This window comes from Arthrobacter sp. H-02-3 (assembly GCF_003097355.1).
GTDB classification, from domain to species: Bacteria; Actinomycetota; Actinomycetes; order Actinomycetales; family Micrococcaceae; genus Arthrobacter; species Arthrobacter humicola.
In genome coordinates, this window is sequence record NZ_PYUI01000007.1 from 35103 (window position 1) to 52202 (window position 17100).

The 17100-nt window shown below is 68.4% G+C and carries 15 protein-coding genes; 8 read left to right on the plus strand and 7 right to left on the minus strand.

The window, feature by feature from the left end; all coding sequences use genetic code 11:
- The first annotated feature begins 3 nt into the window (after positions 1-3).
- Together hpaB and C9424_RS08825 are read left to right on the plus strand one after the other, a co-directional pair.
- Positions 4-1458 carry a 4-hydroxyphenylacetate 3-monooxygenase, oxygenase component gene (gene hpaB, locus C9424_RS08820; RefSeq protein WP_116766509.1) on the plus strand — a complete coding sequence of 485 codons (1455 nt, stop codon included), beginning with the start codon at positions 4-6 and terminating at the stop codon, positions 1456-1458.
- A 191-nt stretch (positions 1459-1649) separates the two neighbouring features.
- On the plus strand, positions 1650-2981 hold the full coding sequence (locus C9424_RS08825) for an MFS transporter (RefSeq protein WP_116766510.1): 1332 nt from the start codon (positions 1650-1652) through the stop codon (positions 2979-2981).
- An 81-nt stretch (positions 2982-3062) separates the two neighbouring features.
- Here C9424_RS08825 and C9424_RS08830 read toward each other — a convergent pair whose 3' ends face one another.
- From C9424_RS08830 to C9424_RS08855, 6 genes are all read right to left on the minus strand, one after another.
- Positions 3063-4367 (minus strand): hypothetical protein, encoded by a 1305-nt coding sequence (locus tag C9424_RS08830; RefSeq protein ID WP_116766511.1) that lies wholly within the window; start codon positions 4365-4367, stop codon positions 3063-3065.
- Between the two features lie 323 nt (positions 4368-4690).
- Positions 4691-5518, minus strand: a complete 828-nt coding sequence (locus tag C9424_RS08835) for an alpha/beta fold hydrolase (protein ID WP_116766512.1) — start codon at positions 5516-5518, stop codon at positions 4691-4693.
- 4 nt (positions 5519-5522) lie between these two features.
- Positions 5523-5852 carry a biotin/lipoyl-containing protein gene (locus C9424_RS08840; RefSeq protein ID WP_043482513.1) on the minus strand — a complete coding sequence of 110 codons (330 nt, stop codon included), beginning with the start codon at positions 5850-5852 and terminating at the stop codon, positions 5523-5525.
- The gene (locus C9424_RS08845; RefSeq protein WP_116766513.1) at positions 5845-6888 is read right to left on the minus strand and encodes an alpha-ketoacid dehydrogenase subunit beta; all 1044 of its coding nucleotides are present in this window, start codon (positions 6886-6888) and stop codon (positions 5845-5847) included. The genes C9424_RS08840 and C9424_RS08845 overlap by 8 nt, the downstream gene beginning before the upstream one ends.
- Positions 6881-7918, minus strand: a complete 1038-nt coding sequence (locus C9424_RS08850) for a thiamine pyrophosphate-dependent enzyme (RefSeq protein WP_116766514.1) — start codon at positions 7916-7918, stop codon at positions 6881-6883. The genes C9424_RS08845 and C9424_RS08850 overlap by 8 nt, the downstream gene beginning before the upstream one ends.
- A gap of 226 nt (positions 7919-8144) precedes the next feature.
- Positions 8145-9545: an amino acid permease gene (locus tag C9424_RS08855; RefSeq protein ID WP_116766515.1), complete on the minus strand. Its 1401-nt coding sequence runs from the start codon at positions 9543-9545 to the stop codon at positions 8145-8147.
- Positions 9546-9731: 186 nt separating this feature from the next.
- Here C9424_RS08855 and C9424_RS08860 point away from each other — a divergent pair, with 186 nt between their 5' ends.
- A complete protein-coding gene (locus C9424_RS08860) occupies positions 9732-10205 on the plus strand; it encodes an Lrp/AsnC family transcriptional regulator (protein ID WP_116766516.1) in 474 nt (157 codons plus the stop codon).
- Between the two features lie 13 nt (positions 10206-10218).
- On the opposite strand, the gene C9424_RS08865 is transcribed toward C9424_RS08860, so the two are convergent.
- A complete protein-coding gene (locus C9424_RS08865; RefSeq protein ID WP_161958213.1) occupies positions 10219-10833 on the minus strand; it encodes a maleylpyruvate isomerase N-terminal domain-containing protein in 615 nt (204 codons plus the stop codon).
- A 196-nt stretch (positions 10834-11029) separates the two neighbouring features.
- On the opposite strand from C9424_RS08865, the gene C9424_RS08870 reads away from it, so the two are divergent.
- From C9424_RS08870 to C9424_RS08890, 5 genes are read left to right on the plus strand one after another with little or no spacing between them, the layout of a single operon-like run.
- A complete protein-coding gene (locus tag C9424_RS08870) occupies positions 11030-11746 on the plus strand; it encodes an NUDIX hydrolase (protein WP_091253495.1) in 717 nt (238 codons plus the stop codon).
- Positions 11743-13050: a quinolinate synthase NadA gene (gene nadA, locus C9424_RS08875; RefSeq protein ID WP_116766518.1), complete on the plus strand. Its 1308-nt coding sequence runs from the start codon at positions 11743-11745 to the stop codon at positions 13048-13050. The genes C9424_RS08870 and nadA overlap by 4 nt, the downstream gene beginning before the upstream one ends.
- Positions 13047-14858, plus strand: a complete 1812-nt coding sequence (nadB, locus tag C9424_RS08880) for an L-aspartate oxidase (RefSeq protein WP_116766519.1) — start codon at positions 13047-13049, stop codon at positions 14856-14858. Before nadA ends, nadB begins: the two co-directional genes overlap by 4 nt.
- 2 nt (positions 14859-14860) lie before the next feature.
- Positions 14861-15802, plus strand: coding sequence for a carboxylating nicotinate-nucleotide diphosphorylase (gene nadC / locus C9424_RS08885; RefSeq protein WP_116766520.1), 942 nt, complete (start codon positions 14861-14863; stop codon positions 15800-15802).
- An 8-nt stretch (positions 15803-15810) separates the two neighbouring features.
- A complete protein-coding gene (locus tag C9424_RS08890; RefSeq protein ID WP_116766521.1) occupies positions 15811-17025 on the plus strand; it encodes a cysteine desulfurase family protein in 1215 nt (404 codons plus the stop codon).
- Positions 17026-17100 lie beyond the last annotated feature (75 nt).

Genomic DNA, 17100 nt, shown 5'->3' on the forward strand with positions numbered 1-17100 from the left:
CCAATGGGTATCCGCACCGGACGGCAGTATCTGGACAAGCTCAACGCCATGACCCCGCATGTGGTGATCGACGGCGAGGTGGTCAGCGAGAAGATCGCCGAGCACCCCGCCTTCCGCAATGTGGCCCGCTCCTACGCCAGGCTCTTCGACATGCAGCATGATCCGAAGTACCAGGACGCGCTGACCTACACCTCGCCGAGCACCGGCGACCTCGTCAACGCGTCCTTCCTGGTGCCGAGGACCATTGAGGACCTCCAGCGCCGGCGCCGGGCCATCTCCACGTGGGCCGAGTCCTCCAACGGCTTCCTTGGCCGCTCCGGGGACTACATGAACTCCTCGCTCACCGCGCTCAGCACTGCCGAGAAGTGGTTCTCTCAGGCGGATCCGAAGTTCGGTGAGAACATCCGCAACTACTACGAGTGGGCCCGGGAGAACGACGTCCTCGCCACGCACACCCTCATCCCGCCGCAAGTGAACCGCTCGGTCTCCGGTTCGGAGCAGCTCGGCGGCCAGCTGTCGGCCCGGATCATCGAGGAGCGCGAGGACGGGATCGTCATCCACGGTGCGCGCATGCTTGCCACCATCGCCCCGATCGCCGACGAGCTCCTCGTCTTCCCGTCCACGGTGCTCCGCGGCACCCCGGAAGACGCCCCCTACTCCTACGCCTTCGCCATCCCCAACGATGCTCCGGGCCTGCGCTACCTCTGCCGCACCTCGCTCTACAACGGCGGCAGCACCCACGACGAGCCGCTCGCCTCCCGCTACGAGGAAATGGACGCCGTCGCGGTCTTCGACCACGTCTTCGTGCCCAACGAGCGCATCTTCATGCTCGGCAACCCGCAACTGTGCAACAGCTTCTACTCCGAAACCGGCGCCGGCGCGCTCATGACCCACCAGGTGGTCACCCGCACCATCGCCAAGAGCGAGTTCTTCCTGGGCCTGGCATCCGAGCTGGCCGAATCGATCGGCATCGACGGCTTCCAGCACATCCAGGAGGACATCGCGGAGCTGATTATCGACGTCGAAATCGGCCGGGCGCTGGTCCGCGCCTCCGAAGCCGACGCCGAGCTCAACGACGCCGGCGTCATGCTGCCCAAGTGGTCCACCCTGAACGCCGCCCGCAACTGGTACCCGAAGATCGCCCAGCGCTTCCCGCAGATCATCCGCAAGTTCTCTGCGTCGGGCCTCATGGCGCTGCCGGGCGAGGCGGACGTGAACAGCGAGGCCCGCGCGGACATCGAGCTGTACCTGCAGGGCAAAACCCTGACCGGTCCCGAGCGCGTCCGGCTCTTCAAGCTGGCTTTCGACGCCTCGATTTCCGGGTTCTCCGGCCGGCAGTCGCTCTACGAGTACTTCTTCTTCGGGGACCCCGTCCGCATGGCCGGCGCCCTCGTGAACAGCTACGACCGTGAGCCGGTCCGCGCCCGGATCCGCGACTTCCTGGCCCGCACCGACTGAGGCGCGCAAGACGCACCCCGGAAATGTGTGCGGGATATCACATTTTCATAGTAGTATCCTACATACCAACTGACCGTTCGATCAGTAATTAGAGTGATCCGCAGCTCCTGCGGCACGAGTTCCACGAGGCACCAGCTAGTCACTTCGCACCCACCCCGGGCAGTACCTCTGCCCCCAGCAACGGAGTTCCAATGACCGTAACTTCTTCCGTAGATTCAGTAGCGGGTCCCAGCAACAAACATGAGGAACGCAAGGTCCTCGCCGGGACGCTGGTCGGCACCACCATCGAGTGGTACGACTTCTTTATTTTTGCCCAGCTGACGGCAACGCTGCTGTCACCGTTGTTCCTGGCCCCGCTGAACGCATCCAACCCCGGCCTGGCACAGATCCTGTCCTTTGCCCTCATCGGCATCAGCTTCCTGTTCCGCCCGCTCGGCGCGATCGTTGCCGGCCACCTGGGCGACCGCCTCGGCCGCAAAGCCATGCTCGTCTTTACGCTGGTCATGATGGGTGCCGCTACGGCCCTGATCGGCATGCTGCCCACCTACGCGCAGATCGGCGTCTGGGCCCCCATCCTGCTCATCACGCTCCGCGTCATCCAGGGCTTCTCCGCCGGCGGTGAATGGGGCGGCGCCGCGCTGATGGCCGTGGAGCATGCTCCGCTGAGCAAGCGAGGCCTCTTCGGCGCCTACCCGCAGATCGGTGTACCGGTGGGCATGATCCTCGCCACGGGCCTGCTGTACTTCCTGAACACCAGCATGTCCAAGGAAGACTTCGCCTCCTGGGGCTGGCGTGTGCCGTTCCTGCTCTCCATCGTGCTGATCGTCGTCGGCTACCTGATCCGCCGCGCCGTGTCCGAAAGCCCTGTCTTCAAGGAGATGCAAGACCGCAAGGAGGAGAGCAAGGCTCCCCTCGGCGAGCTGATCCGCAAGCACAAGAAGGCCGTCCTTTACTCCACGATGATCTTCATCGGCAACAACGCCGCCGGCTACCTGCTGATCGCCTTCTTCATCTCCTACGCCACCAAGACACTGAAGATGCAGACCCCGCAGATCCTGCTGGCCACCACGCTGGCTTCCTTCGGCTGGCTGATCTTCACGCTGGTTGGCGGCTGGCTCTCGGACAAGATCGGCCGCGTCAAGACGTTCCTGCTCGGCTACGCGATCGTCTTCGCCTGGATGATCCCGATGTTCGCGCTCATCGACACCAAGGACATCGTGCTCTACGGCGTGGCGCTGTTCGTCCTCACGATCGGCCTGGGCCTGTCCTACGGCCCCATGTCCGCCATGTACGCCGAGATGTTCCCGGCCAAGGTCCGCTACTCCGGCATCTCGATCGGCTACGCGTTCGGCGCCATCCTCGGCGGCGCCTTCGCGGCCATGATCGCCGAAGCGCTCCTGCAGGGCACGCACTGGACGGGCTCCATCGGCATCTACATCATGATCCTGTGCGTCATTTCCGCCGTCGGCGTCCTGCTGGCCGGTGAAACCCGCGGCCGCCCGCTGGGCCTCAGCAAGCACTAGAACCGCACAACAGCGACGCGGGGTCACCTGCGGGCCATCCGAACCATTCGGACGGGCCGCAAGTGGCCCCGCGTTGCTGTTCTAGTACCCGGGGGCGCTGCCCTTGAACTGGGACCATTTCCCGGCCACCCTGCCGTCGTTTGAGGCGACGATGAGGTCTCCGCGCAAGGTCGGGCCCAGGACGTTCCGGATACCTTGGCCGGCAGGCCGGGCATCCTTGTCCCGCCAGACTTCGGTCACCGTGTAGCCGTCGAACGTTGCGATGACAAAGGAGTACCCGGAGGCAACATCGGGACAGAAGCCAAAAAAGGCCGGCGCGTCATCCCCCACGCGCCTGATCCGGCTGATGCCCTGGCATAGATGCATACCCAGACTTGCCGGCGCGTCATAGGCGAGATCCAGCGTGTAGTGCCCTGTGTGAATTTTGCCCTCGGTGCGATTGATCCGGTGCAGTCCGGAAGGATTGACATCCCCCGCCAGGAGGACGCAGCGGGGCAGGGGCAGAATGCCCACAGTCTGCGTTCCGTTCGTACCCGAGAAGTAGTGGGCTTCCTGCCATGTTGCCCCGAGGTTGTCGGAGTAGAGGACGCCGTTGGAGCCGGCTCCGGACATGTTGTCCCCAAAATTGAGCCAGATACGGTCCCAGTAGGGATCCCAGGCCACTCCGTGAAGGTGATGCCCCTTCGTGCTGCGGCCCTTTGCCGTCAGCCATGCATTCAGGTCAAAGATTGTCGTCCACGTCCTGCCGTAGTCCAGGGACAGATACGTGTAACGCGCGTTCTTGCCCTCGGCGATAATTTCCGTGCCACCGGACCACGTGTAGCCGGATTTCGGTCCGTATTCGTTGGCCAGGACAATGTTGTCGTGGACGGCGAGCCCCCAAGCGGAAGCAAACTTGACCTGGGGATTGGACCCGTTCAGGACCACCGTCCACGAGGCCGAGCCGGACCCGTAGCCGCTGGACACATATGCGCGCCGCATGTTGGTGGCCGTAATCAGGACGAACACCAGCAGCTCGCCGTTGTCCAGGGGAACGACGGCTTCGACGAACTCCCCGGCAAACGTCCTGACAGTTGTCCAGGTCAGCCCTTCGTCCCGGGTTTCCTTCAAAGTGCCGCTGTAGCAGTTCCATCCCCGGACCCGGTTCCTGTCCATGGCCACCATGATCTCCGACTGCAGCCGGGACGTTCCCGTGAGGGTCGTGGCGGTCAGGGGTGCCCGGTCCGGGACCGCGTAGGCGACCGGGGCCAGCAGTGCTTCGGGCGCGGTCACGGCGGCGGCAGCTGGTGGAGCGCCCAGGACCGGGAGAACGGCCGGCAGCGATGTCGCTGCGACTAAACCCAACATTGAGCGGCGTCCGATCTTCAACTGCTCCAGGGGTGACATATTGATCTCCAATGTTCAGGCGATCGGTCAAAACACTTGGAATCACGCCGATTCCTACAGCTCCCCATTCCTCCGACGCTTGTGGATCCGCTCAGTGACCGGGCCTTGCTGATCCTCCAAATACAGGCCCCCCCTTTGGGCAGGATAGGAAGTGCAACTTTGAAAAAGGTTGGGCCGAGGGACGGGACGCACCTGCCATGCCGGAAACCGGGCCGTCAGCAGCCATCAGTAGTCCGCGCAAAAGCAACGCGGGGTTACTTGGCGCCCATCCTGTCGAATCGGACCGGCGCTAAGTGACCCCGCGTTGCTGTTTGAGGGAGGCCCTAGACGGCCAGGAAGCTGATGGCCCCCTGCTTGAAGGCGCGGCTGGTGACGGCGTTGGTGTGGTTACGGCCGGGCAGGGTGAGCTGCTCCACCATGGCGCCGGACTTGGCCCCCAGGGCGGCGAGGTCCGGCATGGAAGCAGCGCGGTCGTCCTTCTCCCCGGCCACCAGCAGCATCGGCATGGGCGGGATTGCCTCGGCAGGATCGAACGGCTCGCCCTTGATGGCCTCCACGAGCGAGAGCAGCGCGAAAATGTTGTTGCTGGGCAGCAACTGGGCCATCTTCAGCAGTTCGGCGGTCGATGCGTCGGCGATCGGGGTGCCGTCGGCCAGGTACCGCTGCGCGGCCACGAGGTCAAAGTCCGCCAGCGGATCCGCGGTGTTCGGCCCGCCCAGCACCAGGCGGTGCACGAGCTCATGCTGGGTGGCGCCAAACTCCCAGGCCAGCCGGGACCCCAGCGAATAGCCGATCACGTCGAGCCCGCTGGACGGGTCGCCGTCGCGCAGGGGACGCGCGCCGGCGTCGAACGCGATCTGGAGCAGGTCCGCACGGATCCGGCTGGGGGAGTAGGAGTCCATATCTTCGGGGGCGCCACTGCGGCCGTGACCTGGCAGGTCCACGGTGATGACGCGACGGCCGGCGTCCAGGAGTGCGGTGAGCCAGCCGGTGTCCTCCCAGTTGAGCTTGGAGGAGGAGGAAAACCCGTGCAGCAGCAGGATCGGACGGAGCCCGGCGTCGTTCTGGGGCTCATGCACCTCCACATACAGCTGGGGGTCGGTGCCCTCCACGGTGTGGGAATGCTGTTCGCCGGTGTGTCTGCCGCTCATGGTGTCAGTCCTCATCAAGTACGGCGCTCAGGCGGACCCGGCGCTTCGGTGCCTCTTCCTTCGGGACCGTGCCCACGATGCCGGCGGTATTGTCCGGGACCTCGAACACAATCAGGGGCTCGCCGACATTGATCTTGTCACCGGGCCCGCCGTGGATACGCACCACTTTACCTGCCTGCGGGCTGGGCAATTCAACGGCCGATTTGGTGGTTTCGACCTCCACGAGCGGCTGGTTGCGCTCCACCTGGTCTCCCGGGGAAACGAGCCATTCCAGCACGGTCGCTTCGATCAGGCCCTCGCCGAGATCCGGCAGCGGGAAGGAAATTTCAGCCACGTTTGTACTCCAATACTCGCTGGATCCCGAAGAGGATCCGGTCAATGTTCGGGATGTATTCGTCTTCCAGATCGCCGGAGGGATGCGGGACGTCGAAGCCGGTGACGCGCTCCACCGGCGCCTTGAGCGTGCCGAAGCAGCTCTGTGTGATCAGCTGCGCCACTTCGGCGCCGAGGCCCGAGGTGAGCGGCGCTTCATGGACGACGACGGCGCGGCGCGTCTTGCGCACGGAGGCGGCCAGCGCCTCGGCGTCGATCGGCTTGAGCCAGCGCAGGTCCAGGACCTCGATGTCGATCCCGTCTTCCGCGGCGAGCTCGGCCACCTGCAGGCAGCGGGCCACCATGGCGCCCCACGCGACGAGCGTCAGGTGGCGGCCCTCGCGCATGACCTTGGCCCCGGTGGGGGAGACCCCGGCCGCATCGTGCCGGGCGAGGTCGACCTCGCCCTTCTGCCAGTAGCGGGACTTCGGTTCCATGAAGATGACCGGGTCCGGCCGCGTCGCGGCGTACTTGAGCAGGTGGTAGGCCTCGTGCGGGTTCGACGGCGAGACGACCTTCAGGCCCGGGACGTGGGCAAAGAGCGCCTCGAGGCTTTCGCCGTGGTGTTCGGGCGCCCGGATGCCGCCGAAGCTGGGCACGCGCAGCGTGATCGGCATGGGCATGGTGCCCCGGCTGCGGTAGTTCATCCGGGCGATCTGGCACACGATCTGGTTGATGGCCGGGTAGGCGAAGCCGTCGAACTGGACCTCGGGGATGGGGTGGAAGCCGGCCATCGCCAGGCCCACGGACATGCCGAGAATGCCGGATTCCGCCAGCGGGGTGTCAAAGACCCGCTGCGGGCCGTGCTTGGCCTGCAGGCCGTCCGTAATCCGGAAGACGCCGCCGAGCCGGCCGCAGTCCTCGCCGAAAATCAGGGTTCTCGGGTTGTCCGCCAGGACCTCGTCGAGGGCGCGGTTGAGCGCCTGCTGCATGGACATCACGGTGGCTGATGCGGGACTTTCCACCACAGCCTCGCTTTCAAGCATCGAGTTAGACATGTTCGGACTCCTCGCGCCAGCTGGCGGCCTGGGCCTGCAGGGCAGGGGTGGTTTCCTGGAAGACCAGGTCAAACATTTCAGTGCCGGGCCGGGATCCGAGCGCCTGGACGCCGGTACGGATCTGTTCCTCTTCGGCCTTGGCCGCTGCGAGGGCCTCCGCAAAGAAGGCCTCGTCGGCGATGCCGTCGGCGAGCAGCCGCTGGCGGAGCCGTTCGAGCGGATCGATGCCGGCGCCGTCGCGCTCCTCGTCGAGGGAGCGGTAGCGGCCCGGATCATCGGAGGTGGAGTGCGGTCCGCGGCGGTAGGTCATCGCCTCGATCACAACGGGTCCGTTGCCGGCCCGGGCGTGCGCGAAGGCGCGGCGGGTTGCCTCGACGACGGCGGCGACGTCGTCGCCGTCGATGTGCAGTGCCGGGATGCCGTACCCGGCGGCGCGGGCGGCGACGGAACCACCGGCTACCTGATGTTCGGTGGGCACGGAGATGGCCCACCCGTTGTTCTGGATGAAGAACACCACGGGCGCCTTCATCACGGCGGCGAAGTTCATGGCCTCATGGACATCGCCCTGGGACGACGCGCCGTCGCCGAAATACGTCAGGGCGACGCCGTCCTTCCCGTCCAGCGTCTGGCCGTGGGCCCAGCCGACGGCGTGCAGCACGGAACCTGCGACGACCGCCTGGATCGGGGCCAGCCGGGATTCCACCGGGTTGTACAGCCCGCCATGCCACGTGGCTTTGTGGGTGGACATGTAGGCCACCATGTCCACGCCCATGGTGCGGGCGACGCCCATCTCACGGTAGGTGGGGAAGACGAAGTCGCGGGTGGTGTCCACGGCGTAGCCGCTGCCCACCTGGGCCGCTTCCTGGCCGAGTTCGGGCGCGTAGCCGGGGATGATGCCCTGCCGCTGCCAGGCGATGGCCGAGGTGTCGAGGTGCCGGACGGCCACCATCAGCGAATAGAGCTCGCGGAGCTCATCGGCAGTAAGGGCCCCGGCATGGGCGCCGGAAGCCACGGGGAGAAGTGTGTCCATGCCTGTGACCCTAGTCACCGGCGGCAGGGTGGGCAATCAGCCTAGGTATTGCTGGCCAGACTGCATAATTCTGCGTCACCCTAAGCCTAAACATGTGGCAATTTGTCCAGCGTCCCGGTGAATCCGGCCTGCCATGGCCGTGCCCCGCCTCCGGGGTGCCGCGCGGGCGTAACGGCCGTGCCGGGGGAGTGCCGCTGCGCGGAAGCGAAGCGGCACTCCCTCCAGGCTATTCCGACTGCCGGGCGGTGGCCCGGTTGCGGGTGACGCGGGCGCCGATCCAGCATGCCGCCGCGATGCCGGCGACGAGGGCCAGGGTGCTGAAGAGCTGTTTGCTGCTCTCGGGGCTGCTGAAGCCGACGGCGAAGATCAGCGCCAGGAGCGCCAGGCCGAAGATCGTCAGCCCGGGGAAGCCCTTCATTCGCAGCGGCAGCGGGGTGCCGTCCCGGTCCGCGCGGCGGCGCAGGATCAGCTGCGACACGAGGGCTGAGCCCCACACCACGAGGCACGTGGACCCGACAAGCTGGAACAGGGCCGGCAGGATCCGGTCCGGGAAGAGCAACTCCAGGACGGCGGCCAGGAAGCCGAAGGCGACAGAGACGCTGACGGCCAGCACGGGGACCCGGGCCGTGTTGAGCCTTGAGAGGAACCGCGGGGCCTCCCCGCGCTCGGCGAGCGAGTACACCATGCGCGATGCGCCGTAGAGGTTGGCGTTCAGGGCGGACAGCAGTGCGACGACGGCGACCAGAGTGATCGCGGCGCCGGCGCCGGGGATCCGGGCGGCGTCGAGCACGCCGGCGAAGGGGGATTTCAAGGCCGCCGAGGTCGAGGGCAGGACGGCGGCGATGACGAATACCGAGCCGATGTAGAACACGAGGATCCGCCAGACCACGGTGCGGATCGCCTGTGCCACGCTGTGCTGCGGGTTCTCCGTCTCGGCCGCGGCGACGCTGACGATCTCCGTGCCGCCGAAGGCGAAGATCACCACGAAGAGCGCGGTGGCGATGCCGCCCAGGCCCGCCGGGGCGAAATTGGAGGTGAAGTTGCTCAGTCCCGGGGACGGGACGTTCGGCAGCCAGCCCAGCAGCAGGGCTGCGCCGATGCCGAGGAACAGCAGGATGGCAGCCACCTTGAGGATGGCGAACCAGAACTCGAACTCGCCGAAGTTCTTCACGCCGGCGAGGTTGACCGCCGTGAACAGGGCCATGAAGATCAGGGACAGCGCCCAGACGGGGATCACCGGCCATACGGTGAACAGGAGGGCGGCCGCACCCAGCGCCTCAGCGGCGATGACCACCACGAGCTGCAGCCACCAGAGCCAGCCGACGGTGGCGCCGGCGGTCTTGCCCATGGCCTTCTGCGCGTAGACGGAGAACGCGCCGCTGTTGGGGTTGGCAGCGGCCATCTCGCCAAGCGCCCACATGACCAAAATGATCAGGGTTCCTGCGACGAGGTAGGAGATCAGTACGGCCGGCCCCGCCGCCTGGATTCCGGCACCTGAGCCGAGGAACAGGCCGGCGCCGATCGCGCTGCCGAGTCCCATCATGGTCAGCTGCCGCGGCTTCATGCTGTGCCCCAGGGTCGGGGCCGGACGGGCGGCGGGTAACTTCGCGGTGGACTTCGTTGTCATGTGGCGAACCTTCGTGTGGTTTTTGATCTGCGCGTCCTTATGGGACCTATTGAATTTACCGTCTTTCGCCCGGCCTTTCCGGCTGCCGTAGTGCCAAGGCCGTGAGACCATGGTGGCAGTTTGCTCACTGAATCGGGAATTCGGCAACGGTTTGTCCGGCCCGGGCTGCTTGGGAGGGAAGAATTCATGGACGTCGATCCGCTGGATGCAAAGATTGTCCGATTTTTCACGGATTCACCGAGGGCCTCTGTCCTGGAAGCCTCGCGGGTCCTGAAGGTGGCCCGCGCCACAGTGCAGTCGCGGCTGGACCGGATGCAGGGCGGCGGCGTGATCGGCTCCTGGGTGCCGCAGCCCGATCCGGCGCACTTCGGCTTCCCTGTGGTGGCGTTCTGTTCCCTCACGATCAACCAGGACCTCGGGCACGACGCCGTCGTGGAGGCCCTGGCGCAGATCCCCGAGCTGATTGAAATCCACACAGTCTCCGGGAGTTCGGACCTCATGGCCCGCATAGCCGCGCGCTCCAATTCAGACCTCCAGCGCGTCCTCGATGCCATGATCGGCACCAGGACTGTCCTGCGCTCCTCCTCCGTGATCGTCCTCAACACCCACTTCCAGGGGCGCACCCTGCCGCTGCTGGAGGCTGCGGCCGGACGCCGGTGAATCCACGGCGGCCCTACACGACGCTGAGGTTCCCGGGCAGTCCGGAGCGCCCCGTGAGCAGGAGCAGCAGGTCCGGGGCCGAGGGCAGCCGCGCGCCGATGGCCCCGGCGAGTTCCAGGGACGCGGCGATAGCGGGGGAGAGCGTATCGGGCGGCGGGAGGCCGATGGCGCGGGCCAGGTCCAGGCCGTGCACGGCGAGTTCGAAGCTGCGGGTCGGCAGGTAGTCGATGAGGGTCATTGCCCCGGCGGCGGTGGCGACGGGCGCGTCGTCCGGGGTCTTCGCGACGAGTTCCGTGACCCGGTCCACGAGCTTGCTGACGGCGGCGGCCGGGTCGTGCCCGAGGGCTTCGCCGGCCTCCCGGCCGCGCGCGGCGATGGCCTCGGGCGGCACGCCGCCGCGGATCGCCAGGAAATAGGCTACCGGGCCGTCGAGCCTGTCTCCGCTGGCGGGGGTGGAGAGGTACGTCTCGACGGTGCTCAGCGCACGGCTCGTGTGGCCGGTCAGTGCGCGGACGTCCCACTCGCCCAGCGCCGGCCTGGTCCAGGCGGCTTCGGGCACGTGTTCCACAAGGTCCAGGAACGCACGCGCCGCTCCGAGGTAGCAGTATCTAATCTCCGCAGCATCCATACCGCCGATTATTGTCCCGCCGGCGTGAGCTTCCAACCGCGGCGGCAGTGACGGCGGGGCCCGCAACATTTCGCTTCAGGAGCCAGTGGTCGTAGAATTAGTTCTAGTCACATTGACTATAACTAGTCCGGCGGTCGGGCCGGCACCTTCCGGGGGTCCCCACGGGGACCGCCCAGAAGTCTGGAATGCGGGGTGAATCGCCGTTTACACGACAGCTGCCAACGTCTCGGAGCGCCAGCTCGCCCCGCCGTCGCTGGCCATCTCCACCGTGATCTTTGCGCTGCGTCCCAGCGAGCGGTCCGGACGGCCCACCCTTTGGATCCCGCTGGTGCGCCGGATCCGGGAACCGTTCAAGGACCTCTGGGCACTGCCCGGCGGCCCGCTCACGCACTCCGAGTCCCTCCAGGATGCCGCGTCCCGGAACCTGCGCGAGACCACCGGACTGGCCCCGAACTTCCTCGAGCAGCTCTACGCCTTCGGCGGCCTGCACCGCTCACCCACCCAGCGAGTCGTCTCGATCGTGTACTGGGCGCTGGTCCAGCCCACGGAGGCCGCGCTCGCGGACGAGTCGGAGAACGTGCGCTGGTTCCGCGCCGACCGGCTCGGCGAGCTCGCCTTCGACCACAACGCGATCATCGACTACGCCCTGTGGCGGCTGCGCAACAAGATGGCCTACGGATCCATCGCGTACCACCTGCTGGGCGAGTACTTCACCCTCGCCCAGGTCCGGGAAGTCTACGAGGCCGTCCTGGACCGCGAGCTCGATCCGGCCAACTTCCGCCGGCAGGTCAAGGCCACGCCGGAAATCGAAGAAACCGACCAATACCTGCAGGGCGGCAAGCACCGCCCGCCCCGCCTCTACCGCTTTACCGGCCGCCCCGGCCTTGACCCAGACAACAGGAGCACACCATGAGCAGCGTCAACACGGCAATCCAGCTGATCACGCGCGAGCAGGCCACCACCATGGCAGGCGGCGCGGCGGCCAACACCTGCAGCCCCGCCCTGGCGCGCGGGCCGTGGGACTTCGACCTCGCCGAGGCCCTCGCCGGGGTGCCCGCGTACGGTCCCGGCGCCTCATCCGCCGACGCCGCCCCGGCGTCGACCCCGCGGCAGGGGCAGCTGCCGGAGGAGTACAAGCTCGCCAGCGACGCCGAACTCGACGCCCGCATCCGCGCCGCGAAAGCGGCACTGGGGGAACGCGCCGTCGTGCTGGGGCACTTCTACCAGCGCGACGAAGTGGTCGAATACGCCGACTTCGTGGGCGATTCTTTCCAGCTCGCCAACGCGGCACTGACCCGCCCGGAAGCCGAAGCCATCATCTTCTGCGGCGTCCACTTCATGGCCGAAACTGCGGACATCCTGTCCCGGCCCGAGCAGGCCGTCATCCTGCCCAACCTTGCCGCGGGCTGCTCCATGGCGGACATGGCGGACATCGACTCGGTCACCGAGTGCTGGGAACAGCTCGAGGAGCTTTTCGGCACGGAACCCGACGCCGACGGCCGGGTTCCGGTCATTCCGGTCACCTACATGAACTCCTCGGCCGCCCTCAAGGGCTTCTGCGGCGAGCATGGCGGCATTGTCTGCACCTCCTCGAACGCCGCCACCGTGCTCGAATGGGCGTTCGAGCGCGGCCAGCGCGTGCTCTTCTTCCCGGACCAGCACCTGGGCCGCAACACCGCCAAGGCCATGGGCGTCCCGCTGGACAGGATGCCCATGTGGAACCCGCGCAAGGACCTCGGCGGCAACGATGAACAGGCGCTGCAGGACTCCCGCGTGATCCTCTGGCACGGTTTCTGCTCCGTCCACAAGCGCTTCAACGTCGGCCAGATCGACAAGGCCCGGGCCGAGTTCCCCGGCGTGCAGGTCATCGTGCACCCGGAATGCCCCATGGAGGTGGTCGACGCCGCCGACGCCGCCGGCTCCACCGACTTCATCCGCAAGGCGATCGCCGCCGCCACGGAGCCCACCACCTTCGCCGTCGGCACGGAGATCAACCTCGTCAACCGGCTGGCCGCGGAGTACCCGCAGCACACCATCTTCTGCCTGGACCCGGTGATCTGCCCCTGCTCCACGATGTACCGCATCCACCCCGGCTACCTTGCCTGGGTCCTGGAAGCGCTCGTCCGGGGCGAAGTGGTCAACCGCATCACGGTGGAGGACGACGTCGCGGCCCCGGCAAAGGTGGCGCTGGAACGCATGCTGGCGGCGCGGCCGTGACCAGGCGGCTGGTGATCGTCGGCAGCGGCGTTGCCGGGCTCTACGCCGCGCTGCTCGCTTCCGACGCGGCTGCCGGCAGCGGCCGTGACATCGAGGTGGTCCTCCTGAGCAAGGGGACGCTGGAGCAAAGCAATACCTTCTACGCCCAGGGCGGTGTCTCTGCCGTCCTGGCGGCCGAGGACGCCGCCCCCGGGGACTCCGTAGCCGCGCACATCGCCGACACCCTCGCCGCCGGCGCCGGGCTCAACGACGCCGAGGCCGTCCGGGTCCTCTGCACGGAGGCCGTCCGGGACATCGCCGGCCTGGGCCGCTACGGCGTGCACTTTGACGCCCGTCCCGACGGCGGCCCGGCCCTGGGCCTCGAAGCCGCGCATTCCGCGCCGCGCATCCTGCACGCCGGCGGGGACGCGACGGGCGCCTGCATCGCCCGCGGGCTGGTCGCCGCTGTCCTGGAACGGGCCGTCCAGGGCCTGCTCCGGGTGGAGACCAGTGCGTTCGTCACGGACCTCCTGACCGACGCCGGGCCCGACTGCCAGCCCGGATCACCCTCGCGGCCCGGCAGCACGACGCCGCCCCGGGTCACCGGCGTGGAATATCTGGCCGGCGGCCGGACCCACCAGCTGGCCGCCGACGGCGTCCTCCTCGCCACCGGGGGTGCCGGCCGGCTGTTTGCCCGCACGAGCAACCCCTCCGTCGCCACCGCCGACGGCCTCGCCCTGGCCTGGCGTGCCGGCGCCGCGGTGCGGGACCTCGAGTTCTTCCAGTTCCACCCCACCACCCTTGCCGCCGAGGAGGTCCCCGGCGGGCCGCCGGCCCTGCTCATCTCCGAAGCGGTCCGCGGCGAGGGGGCGGTGCTGCTGGACTCCGCGGGCTACCGCTTCATGCCGGACTACCACCCGGACGCCGAGCTCGCCCCGCGCGACGTCGTCTCCCGCAGCATCGCCCTACACCTGGCCGCCACGGGCGCCGCACCGGACAGCCCGGTCTACCTGGACGCGCGCGGCATCGAGTCCGCCCGCGGCACCGGATTCCTCGCCCGGCGGTTCCCGACCATCACGGCCGCCACCCGGGGCGCCGGGTATGACTGGACCGCCGAGCCGGTACCCGTGTCCCCGGCCGCCCACTACTGGATGGGTGGCGTCTGCACCGATCTGTGGGGCCGCACGTCCGTTCCGGGCCTTTATGCCGCCGGCGAGGTCGCCCGCACCGGCGCCCAGGGGGCCAACCGGCTGGCGAGCAACTCGCTGCTGGAGGGTCTCGTGTTCGGCCGCCGCGCCGTCGAAGACTTCCTGCGTGCCCCCGCGCCGGAGACGACATGGTTCTCACCGGCGCGAGGGGACGTCCACGCCGGTAGCCTCGACCTGTCCGCGGCCGCTGTTCCTCCACGCACCGGCGCCGCCGGGGTTCCCTTCAGCCGTGCAGCCCTCGGCCGGCTCATGACCGCGGCTGCCGGAGTGACGCGCACCGGCGCCGAGCTCGCCGCCGCCGCGCTCCAGCTGGGGCAGTGGGCGGCGGGGCTTGCCGCCGGGGACAGTGCCGGCCTGGACCAGGGCGCCCGCGAGGACCGGAACCTGCTCCTCGCGGCCCGCTTGCTTGTGGCGGCTGCCCTGAACCGCACGCAGTCCGTCGGAGCCCACTACCGGGCGGACACCGCCCGGGCGGACACCTCCCGCCTGGCAGACGCCGCCCGCTCGAACGACACTGCACCCACGGAAGACCATGCCGAGGCTGCCGTGCAGTCCGGTCCCGCCTCACTGACCTCCAGCGGCCGGCATCATGCCGCTGCCCGCTCCATGCAAAGGATCTAGCCATGACAGCAACCGCCGCCCCGGAAACCCTGCCCTCCCGCACCGCGGCGCTCGCCGGGAGCCTGCCCCGGGCCGCCGTCCTGGCCGTCCTGCACACGGCGCTCCAGGAGGACGCCCCGTACGGCGACATCACCTCGCAGACGCTCATCCCCGCGCAGGCGCGCGCGAGGGCGGTATTGAACGCCCGCGTTCCCGGCGTGCTGAGCGGCGGCGAGGTGTTCGCCGCGGCGATGACGCTGACCGACCCTGACGCCGTCGTCGAACTCCTCGTCAACGACGGCGAGTCCTTTGCTGCCGGAACTGCACTGGCCCGGGTGACCGGGAACGCCCGCGCCGTGCTGCTGGCCGAACGCGTCGGGCTGAACCTGGTGCAGCGGATGAGCGCCATCGCCACCAGGACCGCCGAGTTCGTGGCGCTCGTGGACGGTACCGGCGCGCGGATCACCGACACCCGCAAGACAACGCCGGGGCTCCGGGTCCTGGAACGCTACGCCGTGCGCTGCGGCGGCGGCGCCAACCACCGCTTCAGCCTCTCGGACGCCGTCCTGGCCAAGGACAACCACCTGGCGGTCCTCACCGGGGGCGATCCGGCGAAGCTCACCGAGGTGCTGCGGCGCGCCAAGGCCCAGCTCGGCCACACGACTCACTTCGAGGTGGAAGTGGACACCATGGAGCAGATCGAGCCGGTCCTGGCCGCCGGGGTGGACACCATCATGTTGGACAACTTCTCCCTGTCCGATCTGGCGGCCGGCGTCCGGCTGGTGGGCGGCAGGGCCCGGGTCGAAGCCAGCGGCAACGTCAACCTCGCCACCGTGGCGGACATCGCGGCCACCGGGGTGGACGTCATCTCGATCGGCGGCCTGACCCACAGCGTCACGGCCCTGGACCTCGGCCTCGATATCGAGCTGGCTGTCGCCCCCGCCGTCGACCCGGCAGCGGGCTGAGGCCCGCCGTGATCTTCCTCGACGCCGCGGCCACCACCCCGGTCCGCCGCGAGGTGCTGGAAGCCATGTGGCCGTACCTTACGGGCGAGTTCGGCAACCCGTCGAGCCACCACTCCCTGGGGGACACGGCTGCCACGGCGCTCGCCGGGGCCCGGGCCGCGACGGCCAAGGCCCTGGGCTGCCGGTCCGGGGAGATCATCTTCACGTCCGGCGGCACGGAGGCGGACAACCTCGCCGTCAAGGGCATCGCCCTGGCCCGGCGCGCCGCCGACCCGGGCTTGGACCGGGTGGCCATCAGCGCCGTCGAACATCCTGCGGTGGAAGAATCCGCCCGGTACCTCGAACGCGTCCATGGCTTCATCGTCGACGTGATTCCCGTGGACCGCTACGGGCAGGTCACGGAAGAGGCGCTGGCTGCCGTGCTGGGGCCCCGGACCGCGCTGGTCAGCGTGATGTACGCCAACAACGAGGTCGGGACGGTGCAGCCCATCGCCCGGCTCGCGGCGCTGGCCCGGGGCCGCGGAATCCCGTTCCACACCGACGCCGTCCAGGCCGCCGGCTGGCTGCCGCTGGACACGGGCGCGCTGGGCGTGGATGCGCTGAGCATTTCAGGCCACAAGCTGGGCGCGCCCAAAGGCAGCGGCGCGTTGTTCGTGCGCGGCCGGATCCGGCTGGAACCGCTGGTCCACGGCGGCGGCCAGGAACGCGGGCGCCGCTCCGGCACGGAAAACGTCGCCGGAGCCGTGGCGCTGGCGACGGCACTGACTCTTGCCGGGGCCGCACAGCCGGGACCGGCGGGACAAACGGCCGAGGGCGTTGTTTCCGACGTGGCGGCAGAACCGGCTCAGGACCCGGCCCGGCGCGTCGCGGACCTCCGCGAGGACTTCATTGCAGCTGTGCTGGCCGGTGTTCCCGGGGCCATCCTCACCGGGCATCCCACCGAGCGGCTGCCCTCCGTGGCTTCCTTCTGCTTCCCGGGCACCAGCGGCGAGTCAGTGCTGCTGGAACTCGAACGCCAGGGCGTGATCTGCTCCAGCGGGTCGGCGTGCGCGGCGGGCTCGGACGCGCCGTCGCCCGTGCTGCTGGCCATGGGCATCGAACCCGAGGTCGCCCAAACGGCCGTGCGGTTCAGCTTCGATGCGACCGTGACCGCGGAGGAGCTCCGTCAGGCCGCCGCTGCCGTGGGCATCGCCGTCGCCGGGGTCCAGGCCCTCGGCACCTGAATCGTTGCTCTATCATTTATGGCTGTTCCGGGGCGCCCGGAGCAGCCATAAGTGATAGCGCAACCGGGGTATTCA

Bases quoted from the DNA above. Each gene is read 5' to 3' on its own strand.
- hpaB (WP_116766509.1), top strand. From the start codon at position 4: ATGGGTATCCGCACCGGACGGCAGTATCTGGACAAGCTCAACGCCATG.
- C9424_RS08825 (WP_116766510.1), top strand. From the start codon at position 1,650: ATGACCGTAACTTCTTCCGTAGATTCAGTAGCGGGTCCCAGCAACAAA.
- C9424_RS08830 (WP_116766511.1), bottom strand. From the start codon at position 4,367: ATGTCACCCCTGGAGCAGTTGAAGATCGGACGCCGCTCAATGTTGGGT.
- C9424_RS08835 (WP_116766512.1), bottom strand. From the start codon at position 5,518: ATGAGCGGCAGACACACCGGCGAACAGCATTCCCACACCGTGGAGGGC.
- C9424_RS08845 (WP_116766513.1), bottom strand. From the start codon at position 6,888: ATGTCTAACTCGATGCTTGAAAGCGAGGCTGTGGTGGAAAGTCCCGCA.
- C9424_RS08850 (WP_116766514.1), bottom strand. From the start codon at position 7,918: ATGGACACACTTCTCCCCGTGGCTTCCGGCGCCCATGCCGGGGCCCTT.
- C9424_RS08855 (WP_116766515.1), bottom strand. From the start codon at position 9,545: ATGACAACGAAGTCCACCGCGAAGTTACCCGCCGCCCGTCCGGCCCCG.
- C9424_RS08860 (WP_116766516.1), top strand. From the start codon at position 9,732: ATGGACGTCGATCCGCTGGATGCAAAGATTGTCCGATTTTTCACGGAT.
- C9424_RS08865 (WP_161958213.1), bottom strand. From the start codon at position 10,833: ATGGATGCTGCGGAGATTAGATACTGCTACCTCGGAGCGGCGCGTGCG.
- nadA (WP_116766518.1), top strand. From the start codon at position 11,743: ATGAGCAGCGTCAACACGGCAATCCAGCTGATCACGCGCGAGCAGGCC.
- nadC (WP_116766520.1), top strand. From the start codon at position 14,861: ATGACAGCAACCGCCGCCCCGGAAACCCTGCCCTCCCGCACCGCGGCG.